The 17549-nt window shown below is 72.8% G+C and carries 19 protein-coding genes and 1 riboswitch; of the genes, 5 read left to right on the top strand and 14 right to left on the bottom strand.

Features of this window, described 5'->3' with window-relative positions; genetic code table 11:
• The first annotated feature begins 62 nt into the window (after nt 1-62).
• A complete protein-coding gene (locus ACQP1N_RS02715; protein ID WP_067793375.1) occupies nt 63-485 on the top strand; it encodes a CBS domain-containing protein in 423 nt (140 codons plus the stop codon).
• 149 nt (nt 486-634) lie between these two features.
• On the opposite strand, the gene ACQP1N_RS02710 is transcribed toward ACQP1N_RS02715, so the two are convergent.
• Nucleotides 635-1222, bottom strand: a complete 588-nt coding sequence (locus ACQP1N_RS02710) for a TetR/AcrR family transcriptional regulator (RefSeq protein WP_067793464.1) — start codon at nt 1220-1222, stop codon at nt 635-637.
• Between the two features lie 110 nt (nt 1223-1332).
• Between ACQP1N_RS02710 and ACQP1N_RS02705 the strand changes: the two genes are divergently transcribed.
• Both ACQP1N_RS02705 and ACQP1N_RS02700 read left to right on the top strand, forming a co-directional pair.
• On the top strand, nt 1333-1944 hold the full coding sequence (locus tag ACQP1N_RS02705) for a class I SAM-dependent methyltransferase (protein ID WP_067793377.1): 612 nt from the start codon (nt 1333-1335) through the stop codon (nt 1942-1944).
• A gap of 58 nt (nt 1945-2002) precedes the next feature.
• The gene (locus ACQP1N_RS02700; RefSeq protein WP_433228888.1) at nt 2003-2671 is read left to right on the top strand and encodes a DUF2218 domain-containing protein; all 669 of its coding nucleotides are present in this window, start codon (nt 2003-2005) and stop codon (nt 2669-2671) included.
• Nucleotides 2672-2743: 72 nt separating this feature from the next.
• On the opposite strand, the gene ACQP1N_RS02695 is transcribed toward ACQP1N_RS02700, so the two are convergent.
• From ACQP1N_RS02695 to ACQP1N_RS02675, 5 genes are all read right to left on the bottom strand, one after another.
• Nucleotides 2744-3037: a DUF305 domain-containing protein gene (locus tag ACQP1N_RS02695; protein ID WP_067793381.1), complete on the bottom strand. Its 294-nt coding sequence runs from the start codon at nt 3035-3037 to the stop codon at nt 2744-2746.
• A gap of 71 nt (nt 3038-3108) precedes the next feature.
• The gene (locus ACQP1N_RS02690) at nt 3109-3531 is read right to left on the bottom strand and encodes a DUF6153 family protein (protein WP_433228887.1); all 423 of its coding nucleotides are present in this window, start codon (nt 3529-3531) and stop codon (nt 3109-3111) included.
• 49 nt (nt 3532-3580) lie between these two features.
• The gene (locus ACQP1N_RS02685; RefSeq protein ID WP_242609012.1) at nt 3581-4624 is read right to left on the bottom strand and encodes an NlpC/P60 family protein; all 1044 of its coding nucleotides are present in this window, start codon (nt 4622-4624) and stop codon (nt 3581-3583) included.
• 3 nt (nt 4625-4627) lie between these two features.
• Nucleotides 4628-4772: riboswitch (cyclic di-AMP (ydaO/yuaA leader) on the bottom strand.
• A 123-nt stretch (nt 4773-4895) separates the two neighbouring features.
• Nucleotides 4896-5834, bottom strand: a complete 939-nt coding sequence (locus tag ACQP1N_RS02680; RefSeq protein ID WP_433228885.1) for a M56 family metallopeptidase — start codon at nt 5832-5834, stop codon at nt 4896-4898.
• A gap of 4 nt (nt 5835-5838) precedes the next feature.
• Nucleotides 5839-6219: a BlaI/MecI/CopY family transcriptional regulator gene (locus ACQP1N_RS02675; protein ID WP_084262384.1), complete on the bottom strand. Its 381-nt coding sequence runs from the start codon at nt 6217-6219 to the stop codon at nt 5839-5841.
• A 177-nt stretch (nt 6220-6396) separates the two neighbouring features.
• Between ACQP1N_RS02675 and ACQP1N_RS02670 the strand changes: the two genes are divergently transcribed.
• Complete coding sequence (locus ACQP1N_RS02670) at nt 6397-7116, top strand: SDR family oxidoreductase (RefSeq protein ID WP_242608654.1); 720 nt, start codon at nt 6397-6399, stop codon at nt 7114-7116.
• A 39-nt stretch (nt 7117-7155) separates the two neighbouring features.
• Here the strand turns inward: ACQP1N_RS02670 and ACQP1N_RS02665 are convergent, their stop codons facing one another.
• The 8 genes from ACQP1N_RS02665 to ACQP1N_RS02630 are packed head-to-tail and all read right to left on the bottom strand — an operon-like array spanning nt 7156 to nt 15194.
• A complete protein-coding gene (locus ACQP1N_RS02665; RefSeq protein ID WP_433228883.1) occupies nt 7156-8544 on the bottom strand; it encodes an NADH-quinone oxidoreductase subunit N in 1389 nt (462 codons plus the stop codon).
• Entirely contained in the window at nt 8541-10040 is a 1500-nt protein-coding gene (locus ACQP1N_RS02660) for a complex I subunit 4 family protein (protein WP_242608655.1), read from the bottom strand. The genes ACQP1N_RS02665 and ACQP1N_RS02660 overlap by 4 nt, the downstream gene beginning before the upstream one ends.
• On the bottom strand, nt 10037-11914 hold the full coding sequence (locus tag ACQP1N_RS02655) for a proton-conducting transporter transmembrane domain-containing protein (RefSeq protein WP_433228880.1): 1878 nt from the start codon (nt 11912-11914) through the stop codon (nt 10037-10039). Before ACQP1N_RS02655 ends, ACQP1N_RS02660 begins: the two co-directional genes overlap by 4 nt.
• Nucleotides 11911-12216: an NADH-quinone oxidoreductase subunit NuoK gene (gene nuoK / locus ACQP1N_RS02650; protein WP_067793397.1), complete on the bottom strand. Its 306-nt coding sequence runs from the start codon at nt 12214-12216 to the stop codon at nt 11911-11913. Before nuoK ends, ACQP1N_RS02655 begins: the two co-directional genes overlap by 4 nt.
• The gene (locus ACQP1N_RS02645; RefSeq protein WP_433228879.1) at nt 12213-12740 is read right to left on the bottom strand and encodes an NADH-quinone oxidoreductase subunit J; all 528 of its coding nucleotides are present in this window, start codon (nt 12738-12740) and stop codon (nt 12213-12215) included. Before ACQP1N_RS02645 ends, nuoK begins: the two co-directional genes overlap by 4 nt.
• A 9-nt stretch (nt 12741-12749) precedes the next feature.
• Nucleotides 12750-13634, bottom strand: coding sequence for a complex I subunit 1 family protein (locus tag ACQP1N_RS02640; RefSeq protein WP_242608656.1), 885 nt, complete (start codon nt 13632-13634; stop codon nt 12750-12752).
• Between the two features lie 22 nt (nt 13635-13656).
• Nucleotides 13657-14868, bottom strand: a complete 1212-nt coding sequence (locus tag ACQP1N_RS02635; protein ID WP_067793403.1) for a hypothetical protein — start codon at nt 14866-14868, stop codon at nt 13657-13659.
• Nucleotides 14859-15194 (bottom strand): NADH-quinone oxidoreductase subunit A, encoded by a 336-nt coding sequence (locus tag ACQP1N_RS02630; RefSeq protein ID WP_242608657.1) that lies wholly within the window; start codon nt 15192-15194, stop codon nt 14859-14861. The genes ACQP1N_RS02635 and ACQP1N_RS02630 overlap by 10 nt, the downstream gene beginning before the upstream one ends.
• A gap of 208 nt (nt 15195-15402) precedes the next feature.
• On the opposite strand from ACQP1N_RS02630, the gene ACQP1N_RS02625 reads away from it, so the two are divergent.
• A complete protein-coding gene (locus tag ACQP1N_RS02625; protein WP_433228877.1) occupies nt 15403-17490 on the top strand; it encodes an N-acetylmuramoyl-L-alanine amidase in 2088 nt (695 codons plus the stop codon).
• The last annotated feature ends 59 nt before the right edge of the window (nt 17491-17549 follow it).

Below are 17549 nucleotides of genomic sequence, written 5' to 3'. Positions count from 1 at the left end.
GTCCGGGGACGTTTCGCACCCGCCCCTGGGAGAAGGAAGCAGGCGAAGGGGGGATATCAACCATGACCACCGCACGTGAAGTCATGCACTCTGGTGTCGAATGCGTGAACACCGGCGAGACCCTCGCCACGATCGCCCAGCGGATGGCCGAGATGGACGTCGGCGCGATGCCCGTCTGCGGTGACGACAACCGGCTGAAGGGGATCATCACCGACCGCGACATCGTGGTGAAGGCCATCGCCAAGGGCAAGAACCCGTCCGAAGTCAGGGCCTCGGATCTCATCGGCGAGACCCCGGTGTGGGTGGAGCCCGGCACCGATGTCGACGAGGTACTGCACCACATGGTCGAGCACCGGATCCGCCGCCTGCCCGTGATGGAGAACGAGGAGCTCATCGGCATCATCAGCCAGGCCGACCTGGCGGCCAAGCTGCCCGAGGAGAAGGTCGGCGTACTGGTCGAGGCCATCTCCAGCACGTCGCACTGACACACCGAGGTGCGGCGGGCATGCCCCGCACGCACATCCGTGCACACAAGGCCCGGGCCGTCAGACCACGGCCCGGGCCTCAGCGCGACGCCGCCGGGGTGGGCGCCCGGGACCGCTGCCCGATCTGAAGGCCGCCCGGCTCCAGGGCGTCACCCGCGCGCCGGGGTGTCCGGTCGCAGCCCGGCCAGCGTGGTCCGTACAAGGCGGCCGATCGCCACCGGGTCGTGCAGCCCTCTGGCCGCGCCCAGGGCGTGCAGGCAGTAGCGGGTCAGCTCGTCGGCCGGGACGTCTTCGCGTACGGCTCCGGCGGCGACCGCGTCCGCCATCAACTCCTGGACGAACTCGCGCAGATGCCGGTGGGCCGCGGCGACGTGCTCACCGCTGTGCATCATGACGGCGAGGCCGTCGTCATGCCCTCCCTTGCCCGCGATCGCCTCCGCGTAGGCCGTCAGCACCGCCTCCAGCCGCCGCGCGGAGCCCCGGGTCTCGTCCCGGACGCGGTGCAGGTGTTTCAGGTGCTCGTCGATCTGGCGTTCGTGCCAGGCCCGCAGCATGGACTCGACGTCGGGAAAGTACTTGTAGAGCGTCGCGCGCCCGATACCGGCGTCCTTGGCGATCTGCGACATCGTCACGCCGGTCACTCCATGCCGGGCGACCAGGGCGGCGGTGGCGTCCAGGGCGGCGTCCCGGACGGCGTCGCGGTGCGCGGCGATCGTCTCGCTCCAGAGTCTCGGCACGTCTCCGATGATACGCATCGCCCGGCTAGAGACAGTTGATTTGAATGCGACACTATGTATTGTAAAAGGAGGCGGATGAGCCCGCGACGCCTGACGGAAGAGAGAGCCTCATGACGGATACGTCCGCCGCAGCGCACCCCCACAGCCGGTCCTGCGACCCTTACCTCGGGTGTCCGCCGTGGGAGATCGGCGCTCCCCAGCCCGCGATGCTCGCCCTCGCCGAGAACGGCGAACTTCACGGGCGCGTGCTGGACGTGGGCTGCGGGACCGGGGAGCACACGCTGATCGCCGCCGCCTCCGGCCTGGACGCCACCGGGATCGACACGTCCGCCAGAGCCCTCCGGACGGCCGAGGAGAAGGCCCGCGAGCGAGGTCTCACGGCCCGCTTCGTCCGCCATGACGCGCTGCGCCTGGCAGAGCTCGGCGAGACCTTCGACACCGCTCTGGACTCGCTGTTCCTGCACGGCCTCACCGCCGCGGACCGTGCCGTCTATGTGGACGGCCTGCACACGGTGGTGCGGCCGGGAGGACGGCTGTTCGTCCTCTGCTACAGCGACCGGCACACCGGCGAACCGGACGTGCCGCACAAGCTGTCCCGGGACGAACTCGAATCCTGCTTCACCGACGGATGGGTCGTGGAGTCGGTAGAGGCCACCGTGTGCAGGTCCAACGTTCACGCCGGCGGCATCGCCGCCTGGCTGGCCACCTGCCGCCGCACCTGAGAGACGGCCTCAGCCCGCTCGCCGTCCCGACCTTCTCTCCCGCACCAAAGGACCTGGCATGCTGACCTCGGAAGTCGCCCTCCGGATAGCGCGGCCGAGCCGTTACCTGGCGCAAATGTGCCGGCACGCCGCCGCCATGGGCGAGATGGGCGGGGGCGGTCACCGGCCCCACGCCCACGCCGCCACCACCGCCCTCGCCCGCGGCGACCTGCGCGTCCAGGCCGAACATTCCGGCACCCACGGCGTCGTCACCTTCGACCCGTGGGGCCGGGCCATCCTGGACGCGACCGACGACACCCTCACCGTGCGCGTGGAGGCCGCCGACGAAGACGCCCTTCAGCAGATCCAGGACATCGTCACCAAAGATCTCGAACGGTTCGGCCGCCGCCGGCGGATATCCGTCACCTGGCCGCCGCCCGCGGCGCCGGGTGGTGACCTCGCACCCGCGAAACCGCCGCCCGGCTCGGGGCTCCCGCCCCGCCGCGGCCGCCGCTCCGTCATCGTGCTCACGCCGCTCATCGCCGCGGCCGTCGCCGTCCACCTCGGACTGGGCGGGGCGTTCTTGGCCGGATGGCACTGGACCGGCCTGACGATCGAGATCGTCGTGCTCATGGTCGCGGCGAAGATCCTCCTGGTCACGCTCGGCCGCCGCGTCCTCCGCCGCACGCACATCCCTCATCGGGGCGCTCTCCGCCACCTCCGGGCGGGAGGCCACCGGCCCGGTTAGGCCGCCCCTCATCGGCCGGTGGCCGACACGAGCAGAAGCGGGCGGGGGCCTGCCCCGCCCGCTTCGGACGCCCTACATCTTCTTCAGCATGTCCCGCATCTTCGCGATCTCGGCGGACTGCGAGGAGATGATGCCGTCGGCCATCTGCTTGGCCTCCGGAGACTGGCCGGACGCCTGCTCGGTCCTGCCCATCGCCACGGCCCCCTCGTGATGCTCGATCATCATCTCCAGGAACGCCTTGTCGAAGGCCCGCCCGTCGGCGTCCTCCAGTTCCTTCATCTCCTTCTCGCTCATCATGCCGTCGCCGCAGGCCGCCAGGGCGATCGCCAGGGCCGGAACGGCGACGAGCGCAAGTACGCGCTTCATGATGGTTGAAGCCTTTCGTGTCGGGTTCTGTGGACTGACCGGTCGCCGGCGCCGAGGCGCCGGCGGGCCCGTCACAGCCTCAACACGCTCAGTTCGTGCAGGGCCGGCCTGGGCGGCGGCCTGCCGGCGACCAGAAGCCGCCCCATGGCGAGCAGCCGCGCCACCGTGGCCGGCGCCCTCCGCCGGTACAGGGCGATGACGGCCCCGAAGAGCGAGAGCGCCGTCAGCATCGCCAGGCAGACCTGTCCGCCCGGATGATCCCGCTGGTGATCGGCGGGTTGCCGCCCACCGCCGGAGTGGTGATGCGCGGACGCCTCCGGCATCGGCCGGGCAGCGCTCATGGACGTCATCGGGACGCCGGTCATGTCGGCCGGGTCCGGCGATGCCTGGAAGCCGTGCATCGCGAGGACGCCGAAGAACAGGACCAGGCCGAACAGCGGGGTGGGGGCGCGGCCGCGCCCCCACCGCGCAGGCGGCGTCCTCAGCCGTCCCACTCGCCGCTCCGCGGTGGTGTCCGCACGGTGGGAGGCAGGAGGCGCATGGTCAGGCGACGCGGACTCCGCCGGCGAACGGGCGTCCGGCCATGGGGGCGATCTTGACGACGTCGCCGGTCTGCGGGGCGTGGACCATCTTGCCGTTGCCGATGTACATGCCCATGTGGTGCAGGTCGCTGTGGAAGAAGACCAGGTCGCCGGGCTTGAGCTGGCTCATGCTCACGTGGGTGCCGGCGTTGTACTGGCTGCCGGTGTAGTGGCCGAGGGTGATGCCGACCTGGGCGTAGGCGTACAGCGTCAGGCCGGAGCAGTCGAAGCCCCTGATGTTGGCGCCCTGCGCGGTGCCGTACGTCGGGCCGGAGGCGTCGCCGCCGCCCCAGGAGTAGGGGACGCCGAGCTGGCTCAGGGCGGCCTGGACGGCTCTCATCGCCTTGGCCGAGGCCCCTCCGGAGGCGACGTTCGGGGCCGAGCCGGGGTTCGCGCCGGGAGTGGCGTAGGTGCCGAGCTGGCGCTGGACCTTCTTGAGCTTGACCTGTAGTTCCCGGCGCTTCTTCTTCGCCTCCTCGGTGAGCTCGCGCACCTGCTTCGCACGCGCCTCGGCCGCCTTGCGGGCGCGTTCGGCGCCCTGCATCATCTGCAGCAGTTGCGTGACGCGGCTGTTGTCCTGCTTGGCGAAGTAGCTGAGGGTGGCGGACCGGTCGAGCACGGCCTGGGGGTCGGCGGACGAGGCGAACGAGACGGTCGGGTCGACCGGGCCGTTCTTGTAGGTCTCGGCGGCCATCTTCGCCATCCGCGAGCGCCCCTCGTCCAGGGTCCTCTTCTGCTGCTCGGAGGTCCTCTTGGCGACGATGGCGGCGTGCTGCGCCTGCTTGAGGCGTTCCCGCAGGCCGTTGTACTGCTCGCTGAGCTTCTCGGCCTCGTCGGCGAGCTTCTTCTGCTGGGCGGTCAGCTCCTTGCGCGTCGGCCTGGGCTTCGCCTCGGCCGGGGCGGGGGCCACCAGCCCGACGGAGATCATGATCGAGGCCGTCCATGCCGTGGTGGCGATGATCCTGCGGCGGGCTGACGTTCGCGGGCCGGCAGCTCGTCGCTGCATGCGCTGTCCTCTCCTGTAACGCCTACCGGGTCAGCTGACGGGTTCGGGCCGGAGCCGCCCTACCGTCCGCGCGGGACGGACTCACCCCGGTGAAGATCGGGTCCCCGGTTCCCGGGACGGGGTCCGCGGGATTTGGCGCGGCCATCGGCCGTCCCCGGCGGGGACGCGGCACCGTGACCTCCTACGGAGGGTAGGAGAAAAGCCGCCTCCTCCGCCACTCGGCCAGCCGAATTGAACGTTTCTCACCCGGGTCCCGGCGGCCCCGCGGAGCTCAGCAGATCATGGCCAGTTCGGCGATCGCCGCGGCCCCGACGAGGAGCGGCGCCGCGACCGCCGTCGTCGCGAAGGCGCCGGCCGCCAGCCGGACGGCCCGGCGCGGCCCCACCGGCTCGGCGGCCTCCAGCCTGCGCACCCGCTCCGCCAGCCTGCTCCTCCCGGGGCCGCCGGTCGCGCCCAGCGCGCCCGCCGCGCCCGGAGCCGCGGAGAGCCGGCACAGGGCGTCCACCAGTGCCCGCCTGCCGCAGGCGCGCGCCGCGGCGTCGTCGGCGGCCATCTCCAGCAGCAGCGGCAGCCGCGCCTTCGCGCGCCGGACGGTCGGCAGCCACGGCAGCAGCGCGTGGACCAGGTCGAGCATGAGCAGCAGCGCGTGGTGACGCTGGCGCAGATGGGCCCGCTCGTGCGCGAGCACCGCGCCGAACTCGGCGGCGCTGAGCGACTCCTGCGCCCCCGTGCTCACCACGATCGCGCGGCGCCGCGCGGGCAGGGAGTAGGCCACGGGGACGGGATGGTCGAGGACCAGGACGTCCGGATGCCGCCGGTGCTCCCGGGCGACCAGGCGCAGCATCTCCCGGTGCCGGCGGCGGTGCCGCACCGCCCGGCCGAGCCGCGGCAGGCTCCGCGCGAGCGCGGCACCGCAGCCCGTCACCAGGATCAGGCTCGCGGCGGTCGCCGACGCGATCGCCGGATACCCGTGGTGGGGCAGGCAATCACGCAGCCGGCCGAGGAGGCCGTGGCCCGGTCCGGGCGGGGAGAGCAACGCGACCGCCACGAGGCCCGCGCCGGCGACCACGGCGCCCACCAGAGCCGCGACCCAGCAGGCGGCGGCGGTCGCCGGGCTGAGCGCGGGACGCCGCAGGCGGTCCAGGACGGGCCCGGCGAGACACCCGAGCACGACCGCCGACATGAGCAGGCCGGCCATCGGCACGATCACGCGATCATTCCTCGTCGCCTTCGGCGGCCCGCCGGCGCAGCACGTCCAGCAGGTGACCGACGTCCTCCCGGGGGACGCTTTCCGCGAATCTGGCCAGGATGGCGCCGCTGTCGGGGGCGTCGGTGAGGGCGTCCAGCATCAGGTCGACCGCGTAGTCCTCCCGCGCACGCGTGGGGCTGTAGCGGTACGCGAGCCCGTCCTGCGTGCGCCGCAGCAGGCCCTTCTGCGCCAGGCGTTCCGCCACGGTCTGCACGGTGTTGTAGGCCAGCGGCCTGTCGGCGTCCTCGTTCAGCCTCGCCAGCAGTTCGCGCACCCGCAGCGGGCCGGGCGCCGCCCAGAGCACGTCCATGATGGAGCGCTCAAGCGATCCAGCCAGTCCGGCCACGCGGTCACCCCCTCACGCCATTGTGCCGGAGATCCGGATCGCGCCGAAGGTTCGGCCGGACTGCGATGGCACCGGACGGATTGGGCATAAGTCGTCCGGAAGCAGCGAGAACACAGAAGATGACAACCGGGGGCGGCTTTGGCGGCGACGATGGATCTTCGCGGCAGGACGGCGATCGTGACCGGCGCGGCACGCGGCATCGGAGCCGCGATCGCCGGTGCGCTGGTGGCCGACGGCGCCCGGGTGGTGATCGGCGACATCCTGGACGGCGAGGGGGAAGAGCTCGCCGAGCGGCTGGGTGACGGGGCGGTGTACGTGCACCTGGACGTGACGGACTCCGCGCACTGGCAGGCCGCTCTCGCCGAGGCCGAACGGCTCTTCGGCCCGGTGTCGGTGCTGGTCAACAATGCCGGCATCGTCGAGTTCGGCGGCATCGCCGACCAGCCCGCGGACTCGTTCCGCCGCGTGATCGACATCAACCTCTACGGGGCCTGGCTGGGGATGCGCACCGCGCTGCCGTCCCTGCGCCGGGCGGGAGGCGGCTGCATCGTCAACATCTCCTCCACCGCGGGCCTGATGGGCTACGCCAACCTCGGCGCCTACACCGCCAGTAAATGGGGACTGCGCGGCCTCACCAAGACCGCGGCCCTGGAACTCGCCGCCGACGGCGTCCGCGTCTGCTCCGTCCACCCCGGCCCCATCCGGACGCCCATGACCTCCGGCATGGACGACTCCCTCACCGCCGGCCAGCCGATCCCCCGCTTCGGCGAACCCGAAGAAGTAGCCCAGATGGTGCACTTCATCATCACCCGGGCCACCTACTCCACCGGAAGCGAGTTCGTCGTCGACGGGGGCGCGGCCACCGGCATCACCCCACCGGTCAACCCGTCCACCTGACCGGCGCACACCCGGCCGCCGGGTCCTGCCACCCGCCGTTCAGCCGATGGCGAGGGGAATGCCGGCTCCGATGCCGAGGACGAGCGAACCCCCCGCCGCCGCGTAGGCGATCCACCGTGCCGAAGGAGCGGGACGGCGCTCGCCTCCACCGTCCCGCCGCCGCATCATCGGGACGATCCAGCGCAGGTAGTAGAAGACACTGGCGACCGAGTTGACGGCGGCGGCCACCGCGAGCCATGTGTAGTGACCGTCCAGCGCGGCCCCGAATATCAGCAGTTTGCCCACGAAGACCGCGGTCGGCGGCGTGCCGACGAGACCCAGCAGGCAGACCACCAGGGACACGGCGAGCAGCGGGCTGCGGCGGGCGAGCCCGGTGTAGGCGAGCAGGTCGTCTCGGCCGACGGCGATGACGACGGCGAAGGCTCCGAGGTTCGTGACGGCGTACCCGGCCAGATAGAACAGCAGCGCCGGCTCGGCCAGGTCGGTCCGTCCCGCCATCGCGATCGGGACCAGCAGGTATCCGGCCTGGCTGATGGTGGAGTAGGCGAGGAGCCGCCGGACGTTGCGCTGCGCGAAGGCCGCGAGGTTGCCCAGCGTCATCGTCGCGGCGGCGATCACCGCGACGAGGAGCGGCCAGTCGTCCCTGCCGGGCGGCAGCGCCTGGACCGCGAAACGGTAGAGGGCGGCGAAGGCTCCGATCTTCGGCACGGTGGTGACGAACGCCGCGACGACCCGGGGCGCCCCCTCGGTGACGTCCGGGACCCAGAAGTGCGCGGGCACGGCGCCCGCTTTGAACATCAGGCCGGCGAGCAGCAGCACCACCCCGACCGCGACCGCGCCGCCCGGTGCCGTTCCCAGCCCGGCGGCGAGCGTTTCGTACGACGTGCCGCGGCCCAGCCCGAACAGCAGCGTGACACCGGCCAGCATGAGAATGCCCAGGAAGGCGCCCATCAGGTAGTACTTGAGCGCCGCCTCGGTGCCCGGCGCGTCCTTCCCGAAGCCCGCCAGAACGTATCCGGGGATGCCGGCCAGCAGATAGGCGGCCACCAGCACGAGGAGATCGGACGCGGCGCCGAGCACGATCGTGCCGAGGGCGGCCAGCATGAGCAGCGTGTGGAACTCGCTTTCCCGGCGATGGCCGCGCAGCGGTCCGGCCGCGAGGCCGATCACCAGCAGGGTCGCCGCCGTCACGACGATCCGCGTCACGTGGGTGAGGGGGTCGAGCATGAACGCGTCGAACGTCGTCAGGTCCGCCCGGCGAGCGGCGAGTCCCGCGGTCACGAGCCCCGCCACCAGGCCGGTCCCGCACAGGACGGCGACGATCCACTGCCGGGTCCGCGGCAGGAACGACCCGGTGAGAAGCCCGGCGACGGCGGTGCCGAGCACGCACAGTTCCGGCAGGAGATCCGCCGGGTTCTCCCGCGTCATCGCGCCACCAGCGCGACGACGGCGGACGAGACCGGCTCGATGACGTCCAGCAGGAACCGGGGCGCGACCCCGATGGCCGCGGACAGCGCGAGCAGCGGCGCCACCGCGGCGAGTTCGCTGCGCCGCACGTCGGTGACCTGGGAGGTGAGTTCCCCGGGCGGCCCCAGGACGGCGCGGTGCAGCAGACGCAGGAACAGCGCCGCCGTGATCAGGATGCCGGGGATCGCCAGCGCGCCGGCCACGACCAGGCCGGGGCCACCGCCGCCGATCACCCCGGTGAAGATCTGGAACTCGGCGATGAAACCGGAAAGACCCGGCAGGCCGAGCGAGGCGAACGCGCCGAGCGCGACGAGCCCGGAGAAGACCGGGGCGGCCCGGGCGAGGCCGCCGAACCGTCCCATGTCGTAGCCGTGCGCCCTGTCGTAGAGCACGCCGGACAGCAGGAAGAGCGCACCGGTGATCAGCCCGTGGCTCACCATCTGGGTGACGGCGCCGGTCACCGCGAGCCGCCGGGCGGCCTGCTCGCCCGCGGCCCCGGCGGCGCCGAGCGCCAGGACGATGTATCCCATGTGGTTCACCGAGGTGTAGGCGATCAGCCGTTTGAGGTCCTCTTGGGCGAACGCGACCAGCGCCCCGTAAAGGACGCTGACCAGCCCCAGGATGATGATCGCCCAGGCGTACCGGCGCCAGGCGTCCGGCAGCATCGGCATCGCGATGCGGATGAGGCCGTAGGTGCCCATCTTCAGCAGGATCCCGGCCAGGATCGCCGACCCGGCGGCGGGCGCGTCGGTGTGCGCGGGCGGCAGCCAGGTGTGGAACGGCACGGCCGGCGTCTTGATGGCCAGCCCGAGGCCGATGGCCAGCAGGACGAGCCCCGCGAGCCCCGGGGACCCGGCCAGCGCCGGGGTCCGGGTCAGCTCGACCATGTCGAAGGTGTGCGGCTCGGCGCCGAGGTAGAGGCCGATGAAGCCCAGCAGCAGGGCCAGCGACCCCAGGAAGGTGTACAGGAAGAACTTCAGCGCCGACCGTGTCCGGTCGCCGTGCCCCCACCCCGCGATGACGAAGTACATGCCGACGATGGACAGGTCGAAGAAGACGAAGAACAGCAGCAGGTCCAGGGCCGCGAACAGGCCCGAGGACACCGTCTGGAGGAACAGGAAGAGCACCGCGAAGGCCCGCACCTGCGGGGGCCGGCGCAGCGAGTAGATCGCGCAGACCAGGAACAGCAGTGCGGTGAGCGCCAGCAGCGGCAGCGACAGCCCGTCGACGCCGATGTGGTAGGCGGCGCGGACCGACGGGATCCAGCGCACCTTCTCCTCGTAGGAGATGCCGCCGCCGTTCCCGTGTCCGATCCACAGGGCGATGACCAGGGCGAGATCGGCGGCGCACGCGACGATCCAGGTCCAGACCACCGTGCGGGCGCCGGGGGCCGGAACGGCGCAGAGACCGAGCGCGGCGGCGAGCGGGAGGAAGATCACCAGGGAGAGCACGTTCACCTGACCAGCAGGACGATGAGGATGAGCACGGCGAGCAGGACGGCGGCCTGCGCGTAGTAGGTGTGCACCTGCCCGGTCTGCGGGCGGCGGGCCGCCGCGCCGAGCCACCGGGCTCCCCTGCCGACCGCGTCGACGAGGCCGTCCACCCTGACCTCCACCCGGTGGTCGGCGAGCGCCGCGGCGCGCCGTCCGGTGGCGGCGGCGACCCGTACCCCGCCGTCGATGACCCGGTCGTCGAACCGGGCGAGCGCCTGGGCGAGCGCGAACACCGGACGCGCGACGAGCGTGCGGGCGAGCAGTTCGAGATGGAGCCAGTGCAGGGCGGGCGCCGTCCACGCCGCTCGCGCCCGGACGCCGCGGCGCACGAACGTCCATGTCACGGCGAGGACCACGAGCGCCAGTGCGCCGGAGACGGCGAGTTCGGCGGGGCTCGCGGCCGGTTCTCCCCCGGCGCCGAGGAGGTCCCGCCACGCGCCGTCCACCGGCGGCAGCGCGAGGACCCCGAGAACCGCCGCCCCCAGGGCGAGCACGGGCAGCGGGAGCCTTTCGAGCGGGCCGAGGCGCCGCGTCCCGTGCCGCCCGGTGGCCCCGCGGGCCGCGGCGCCGGTCGGACGGGTCACGGCGATGAGCGCCCGGCCCGCGTAGCCCGCCGACAGCAGTCCCGCGGCGAGCCCCACCGCGTACAGCGCCGGGGAGTCCGCCAGGGCCGCGGCGAGCACGGCGTCCTTGGTGGCCCACAGCGACAGCGGCGGCACGGCGGCGAGGGCGAGCGCGCCGATGCCGAACGTGACGCCGACCAGGCGGTACCGGCGCGCCGCGCCGTGCAGTTCGCCGAGGTCCTTGGTGCCGAGGGCCGACAGCCACGCGCCCGCCGCGAGGAACAGCAGGCTCTTCACCGCGGCGTGCGCGACGAGTTGGGCGGTGCCGCCCGCGACCGCACCGGCTCCGGCGGCGAGCACCATGAAACCGATCTGCGCGCACGTCGAGGCCGCCAGCAGTTGCTTCAGATCCCGCTGGGCCAGCGCCACCGCGCCCAGCAGCAGCGCGGTGAGAGCACCCGCCCATGCCACCAGCGTCGCCGCCCAGCCGGTCGCGGTCAGCAGCGGCCCCAGGCGCAGCAGCAGGTAGGCCCCGGCGGCCACCATGGTGGCCGAGTGCAGCAGCGCCGAGACGGGACTCGGGCCGTCCATCGCCCGGGAGAGCCAGAAGGAGAACGGAAGCTGCGCCGACTTGCCCAGCGCGGCCAGGACGGCGCCGGCCGCGATGAGGTCCGGCCAGTGCCCGCGCCCGGCCGCCAGGCCGGCCAGGTCCAGCGAGCCCGTCCCGGCCAGGGCGGCGCCGGCGGCGAAGTAGAGGCCGAGGTCGGCGGCGCGGGTGGTGAGGAAGGAGACGTCCGCGGATCCGACCCGGCCGGGGTCGCGCCACCAGAAGCCGATGAGCGCGTACGACATCGCGCCCATGACCTCCCAGCCCATCAGCAGGACGGCCAGGTCGGTCGCGGTGACCGTCACCAGCATGGCCCCGGTGAACACCAGCATCAGGCCGAAGAAGCGCGCCCGCGACTCGTCCGCGCCGAACTCGCCCGCGGCGAACACGACGACGGCCAGGCTCACCGCGGCGACCGTCACGATGAGGGCCGCGGACAGCCCGTCCACCGCCAGCCCGGCGGGCAGCCGGCCGAACAGCGGGAACCGCACCGCCGGACGGGCCAGCGCGGCGGCGACGGCGAGGCCGAGCGTGGCGGCCAGGGCCAGCACGGCGGCGGCGGGAGCCGCGGGGTCGAGGCGGCGGCGCCCGACCGTGAAACGCCCGGTGAGCAGGAGCGCCCCGGTGGTGAGCGGTACCGCCGGGAGGAGCCGGCCGAGAAGGTTCATCCCCTCAGGTCCCCGGCTTCGTCGGTGACGTCCACGTCCCGGCTGCGGAACAGCGCGGTCACCACGGCGAACCCCATCGCCATTTCCAGCGCCATGACCGTGACGGCCACGAGCACCAGGACCTGGCCGTCCGCCGTCCCGGGCGCGATGTGGAACCAGAACGCGGCGCCGGCCACCAGGATCCCGTTGATCATGAGTTCGAGGCCCATCATCACCATCACGATCGACTGCTGGGAGAGCGCCCCGTACAGGCCGACCGCGAACAGGGCCGCGGCGAGCAGCAGGAAGACCTGGAGGTTCATGCCGCACCGCCGTCGCGGCCCGGGGGCCGGTCGTAGCGTCCCCGGTCGGTGGCGAGCACCACCGAGCCGATCATCGTGGCCAGGATGGCGATGCCGATCACCATCATCGCCAGCATCTTCGGGCCCATGATCGCCTCGCCGAGGGAGAAGGCCGGATCGTGCGGCACCGCGCCCCGGCGGTGCGGCCACGGCGTCAGCAGGACGCCGGCCGCCATCGCCGCGAAGACCGCGATCGAGATCGTGAGGGCGGCGCGCCGGTTGTGCACCATCGTCATCGGCATGAGCCCGCCGGGGTTCATCATGTACATGATCATGAAGACCGCCATGACCAGCATCTCCATGATCATCATCAGCACGACCAGGACGCCGAGATAGTTCAGGTCGAGCAGCAGCAGCTCGCCCCCGACGCACAGGAACGAGGCCAGCAGGGCGAAGGTGGCCCGCGCCATGGAGTCCACGACGAAGACGGCCACCCCGAAACCCACCGCCGCCACCGCCAGGACCCAGAACACGACCGTCTGCATCCCACCTCCTCAGTCCAGGACCACGACGCCGACGACCAGCGCCTGCAGCAACGCGGCCGGGATCAGGACCGCCCAGGCCGCCGTCATGAAGCGGTCCATCCTGATCACCGGCCACCGCCCGCGAAGCCAGACCAGCAAGGCCAGCACCGCGACCGTCTTGATCAGCGTCCAGGCCCATCCGGGAAGCCACGGCCCCGCGCCCCCGCCGAGGAACAGCGGCACGGCGGCCGCCGCCGCGACGGCCACCAGGGCGAGCCTGCCCGCGAAGAAGAGCAGCCGGTCCGGGCCGGACAGTTCCGCCGCCGCCCCGCCCCCCAGGTCGTCCGCCACCGGGTGCTCCATCGGCCCCCAGAAGGCCATCGCGAGCGCGGACAGCAGGTAGACGGCGAAGGCGACCGGCATCCAGACCGCGAACCACACCTCGTCCTGCGCGGCGGCGATCGCGCCGAAGTCGAGCGAGCCCGCGCCGAGGGACGCGGTGATGAGAGCGAACATGTGCGGCAGTTCGTACGCCAGCCCCTGGGCGAGGAAGCGATAGCCGCCGACCAGCGGGAACGCCGAGTTGGCCCCCCACCCAGCCAGCCAGAGGGAGGCCCATGCCACGACCTCCATGGCGTTGAACCACACCACGCTCACCGGCAGGTTCCACACCCTGCTCCCGCCGGGACCGCCGTCGAGCGGGATCACCGCCGCGGCCAGCAGAGCCGCCACCGGAAGGCTGATCACGCCGATCCGCACGAGCGGGACGTCGGAGGCGAGTGTCCTCCTCCGCTGCCGCAGGAGAAGCAGGACGCTCTCGCGCAGCGGGGCGGCGGGCCCGTCGCCCGTGCGGAACGCGGCGTCCATCACCGCGGCGGAGTACGCCAGTCCCGCCAGGACCAGCGGAAGCGCCACCGCCGCCCCTACCGGGGCCCCGTCACTCACCGGGCGCCTCCGCCGGTTCGGCGAGCCGATCGAGGTCCGGGTCCAGGCCGGCGACGATCAGCCGCGCCGCCGCGAGTTCCGCCCCGCCCAGCAACTCCGGCAGGACGTCCAGGACGGGCGCGGCGGCCCGGGAGCCGACCGGGCCGCGCGGACCGCCGGTCCCTTCCAGCGGCGCGGTGGAGTCCGCCCGCGCGAGGGCCGCCCCGGTGTCGTCCAGCCACCCGCTCAGGCGGTCGAAGACATCTCCGAGGTGGCGGGCCTCCGGGCCGGCCAGTCCATGCCGGTCGGCCATCGCCCGGTCGATGCCCCCCACATCGCGAAGCATCCAGCGGAGCGTCCTCGACTGCCGGGTGCGCCTCGCGAACCCGGCGAACCGGACGGCGAGCACCTTCGCGGACCTGGCGGCCAGGACGTCGTCGCGCAGGCCACGCGCCCGGTCGGCGGCGTTCTCCCAGCCCGCGACCGCCAGCAACCGTCCCACGCTGTCGAGATGGGACGCCGCGCGGCGCCGTTCCGCCTCGCCCTCCGGCACCCGCTCTCCCGCGGCGGCACGCAGCCACGGCTCGTCCCAGAAGGAGGCTCCACCGCCTCGTCCTCGCGCGACACCGGCCTCGGCGTCCTGGACGATGTCGCCCTGCAGTGTCAGCCGGAGGACGAGGCCGGCGGGCCAGTCCTTGAGCGCCGGGCCGAGGGGGACATGCAGCACATCGAGTTTCAGGCCGTCCCGGTCGTCGGCGCGTCCGGCCATGGCCAGCCCCATCGGGGGCTCCATGCCGTGCTCGTGGCCCCCGTGCCCGTGCCCTGACATGTGGTCGTGCTCACCGTCCCCGCCCGGAGCCCACGGCCCCTCCCGCGACCGGGCCGCGGCGGCCGCCCACTGCGCCGGCACGTCGGCCAGTTCCCGGGCCGCCCGGTCCAGCGCGGCGGCGACCTCCTCGGCCGATGCCGTCTCCTCCAGCCGGACGAGAGCCCGCGGAGCCGGGATGCCGCTCCAGACGGTGTCCACCGCCGTCCCGAGTTCGGGGCCGGGCGTGCCGCACACGACCAGGGTCGTCGCCGCCGCGGGGGAGGCGACCGGCCGTCCGCGCCGGCGCCGCAGTTCCGCCTCCAGGAGCAGCCGGGTCCGCGTCGCACCCGGCACCGTGACGACGAAGACGTGCGGGCACGCGGTGGCGAACCGGACGAGCCGTTCCCTCAGACCCAACGGAACGCCCCCTCACGCCATGCGTAGACGACGCCGGCCATGAGGAGCGCGAGGAACAGGAACATCTCGATGACGGCCTTCGCACCCACCGAGGTGACGACCAGCGCCCACGGGTACATGAAGATCATTTCCATGTCGAAGGCGAGGAAGACCATCGTCACGGCGTACCAGCGCACGTGGTAGCGCGACAGCGCGTGCTCCTGGGGCCGCGCCCCGGACAGGAACGGGCCGACGCCGGCCTCACCCGGCGGCGCGAAGGCGAACGACAGGGCGTAGACGGCCACGATCAGCGCGGCCGGCGGACCGATGAGAGCGAGTACAGCCACGTACGCATGCATCCCGCCCTACCCGAGGACGAAACTCCTACACTCTGTAGGAGATCGCGCTGCGCGGCGCTCCCCTGCCGACCGGGTGACCGCGTCCAGAGCAGAGGCTCGGCGGCAGAACCGAACAGGTGTGTGACACTCGCGGCGGTTGTGGCGCTCTTTGATCAAGGGGACTTTCCGTGAATCCTGCCGTGAATGGAGAAGAGCTTTGAAGCGCACGTTGATGGGGGCGTCGGTGGCCGCGGTGGCGGTGGCGGGGACGGTGACCTGGACGGTCTCCGCCAACTCGACCGCGACGACGGCGTCGGCCGCGCGGCCGGCACCGGGCCGGGTCCAGGCACGTGCTCTTCAGGAGCTTCCCGGGGCCGCCTCCGGAGGCAAGAAGATCGAGGGGCTGCCCGCCACGAAGACCGAGCCGTTCAGCCTTGTCGGCATCACCTGGGACAAGCCCCGGGAGGAGCTTCGGGGAACCGTCCGGCTCCGCACGCGGGACGCCGGGACCGGCCGGTGGTCGGGGTGGCGCGCCCTGGAGCCGGAACTCGCCGACGCCCCCGACCGGGGCGGGCGCGGCGGCACGAACGGGCTGTGGGTCGGTCCGTCCGACGGTGTCGAGGTGCGCGTGACCGGGCAGGGCCGCACCCTGCCCGACGGCCTGCGCGTCGACCTGATCGACCCGGGCAAGGGGACCGCGTCGCCCAAGCCGCGGGCGGCCGGCCCGGACGCGGGCGCGAGGATGCGGCTGATCGCGGCGAGCACGCCCCTCGCCGGGCCCGTCACCGCGCCGAAGCCGGACATCGTGCCGCGCGCCGGATGGGGCGCGGACGAGTCCCTCGTCACGGAGCCGCCGACCTACGACACCTCCGTCAAGGCCGCGTTCGTCCACCACACCGACACGGGCAACAACTACACCTGCGCCGACTCGCCCTCGGTGGTCCGCTCGGTGTTCCTGTACCACGTGAAGAGCCAGGGCTGGGCCGACATCGGCTACAACTTCCTGGTCGACAAGTGCGGCACCATCTTCGAGGGACGGGCCGGCGGCGCCGACCGCCCCGTCCACGGCGCCCACACCTACGGGTTCAACACCGACACCACCGGGATCGCCGTCCTCGGCACCTACACCGCCGCCAACGACCCGAACGTGCCCGGTGTGGCGCCCACGAAGGCGGGCCTCGACGGCGTCGCGAAGATCGGCGCCTGGAAGCTGGGGCTGACCGGCGTCGACCCGACGGCGAAGACGCTCCTGACCTCGTACGCCCCCGACGGGACGGGCGGCAAGTACCCCTACGGGCAGCAGGTCGAGTTCAACACGATCTCCGGTCACCGCGACGGGTTCGCGACCGCGTGCCCCGGCGATCAGCTCTACAGCGCGCTTCCCACCATCCGGACCGCCGCCAAGCAGCTCACCGTCCCGGCCCTGACCGCCACCGTGACCGGGGCCAAGGCCGCCGGCGGGGCCTACTACACCACGAGCACGGCCACCCTGAACTGGACGCCGGCCGAGGGCGCCACCTACACCGTCAGCGTGGACGGCGCGACGGCCGCGACGCCCCCCGCCGGGGCGACGTCCGCCACGGTGACCCTCGCCCCCGGCACGCACAGTGTCCAGTTGCACGCCGGCTTCGCCGACGGGACCACCTCCGCCTCCCCCGTCTTCACGATCGTCGCGGACACGACCCGCCCCGTCATCTCCTCCCAGGCGCTGTACCTGCGCAAGGCAACGGTCAACAGCACCGCGTTCCCCGTCTGGCTCACCTGGAAGGCCGGCGACAACACGCTGCTCAGCTCGCTGAAGGCCACGTCCCCGTACGCCAAGACGTTCGCCCCGACCACGACGAGCTGGGCCACGTCCGCCAAGCCGCTCTCGACCCAGTCGTGGTCGCTGACCGCCGCGGACGCCGCGGGCAACACCACGACCAGCGCCATCAGCCGCTACGCCGGCGGCATCAGCGAGGGCTCCGCGTACCGCACCGGCACCTGGAAGCTCAGCACCACCAAGTACTACCTGGGCGGACGCGGCCTCTACAGCGGTTACCGGGGCGCGAGCGCGAGCTGGACGTTCACCGGCCGCACCGCCGGCCTGATCTTCAAGCGCGCGTCCAACCTCGGCGCCGTGTACGTCTACGTGGACGGCACCAAGGTCGGCACCCTGGACACCCGGGCCTCGTCCACCGCCTACCGCCAGCTCATGTGGACGCGCTCCTGGAGCACCAGCGGCAAGCACACCATCAAGATCGTGGTCGCGGGCACCTCCGGCCGTCCCACGGTCGGCATCGACGGCCTGCTCTACCTCCGCTGACACCCGCGTGCGGCGGAGGGCCGCCGGTGGATCGCCCGGCGGCCCTCCGCCGGGCGATC

It is taken from the genome of Actinomadura formosensis, from assembly GCF_050948385.1.
Classification (GTDB): domain Bacteria; phylum Actinomycetota; class Actinomycetes; order Streptosporangiales; family Streptosporangiaceae; genus Spirillospora; species Spirillospora formosensis.
The sequence above is the reverse complement of the archived record's forward strand: the minus strand, read 5'-3'. Positions and strand labels throughout refer to the sequence as shown.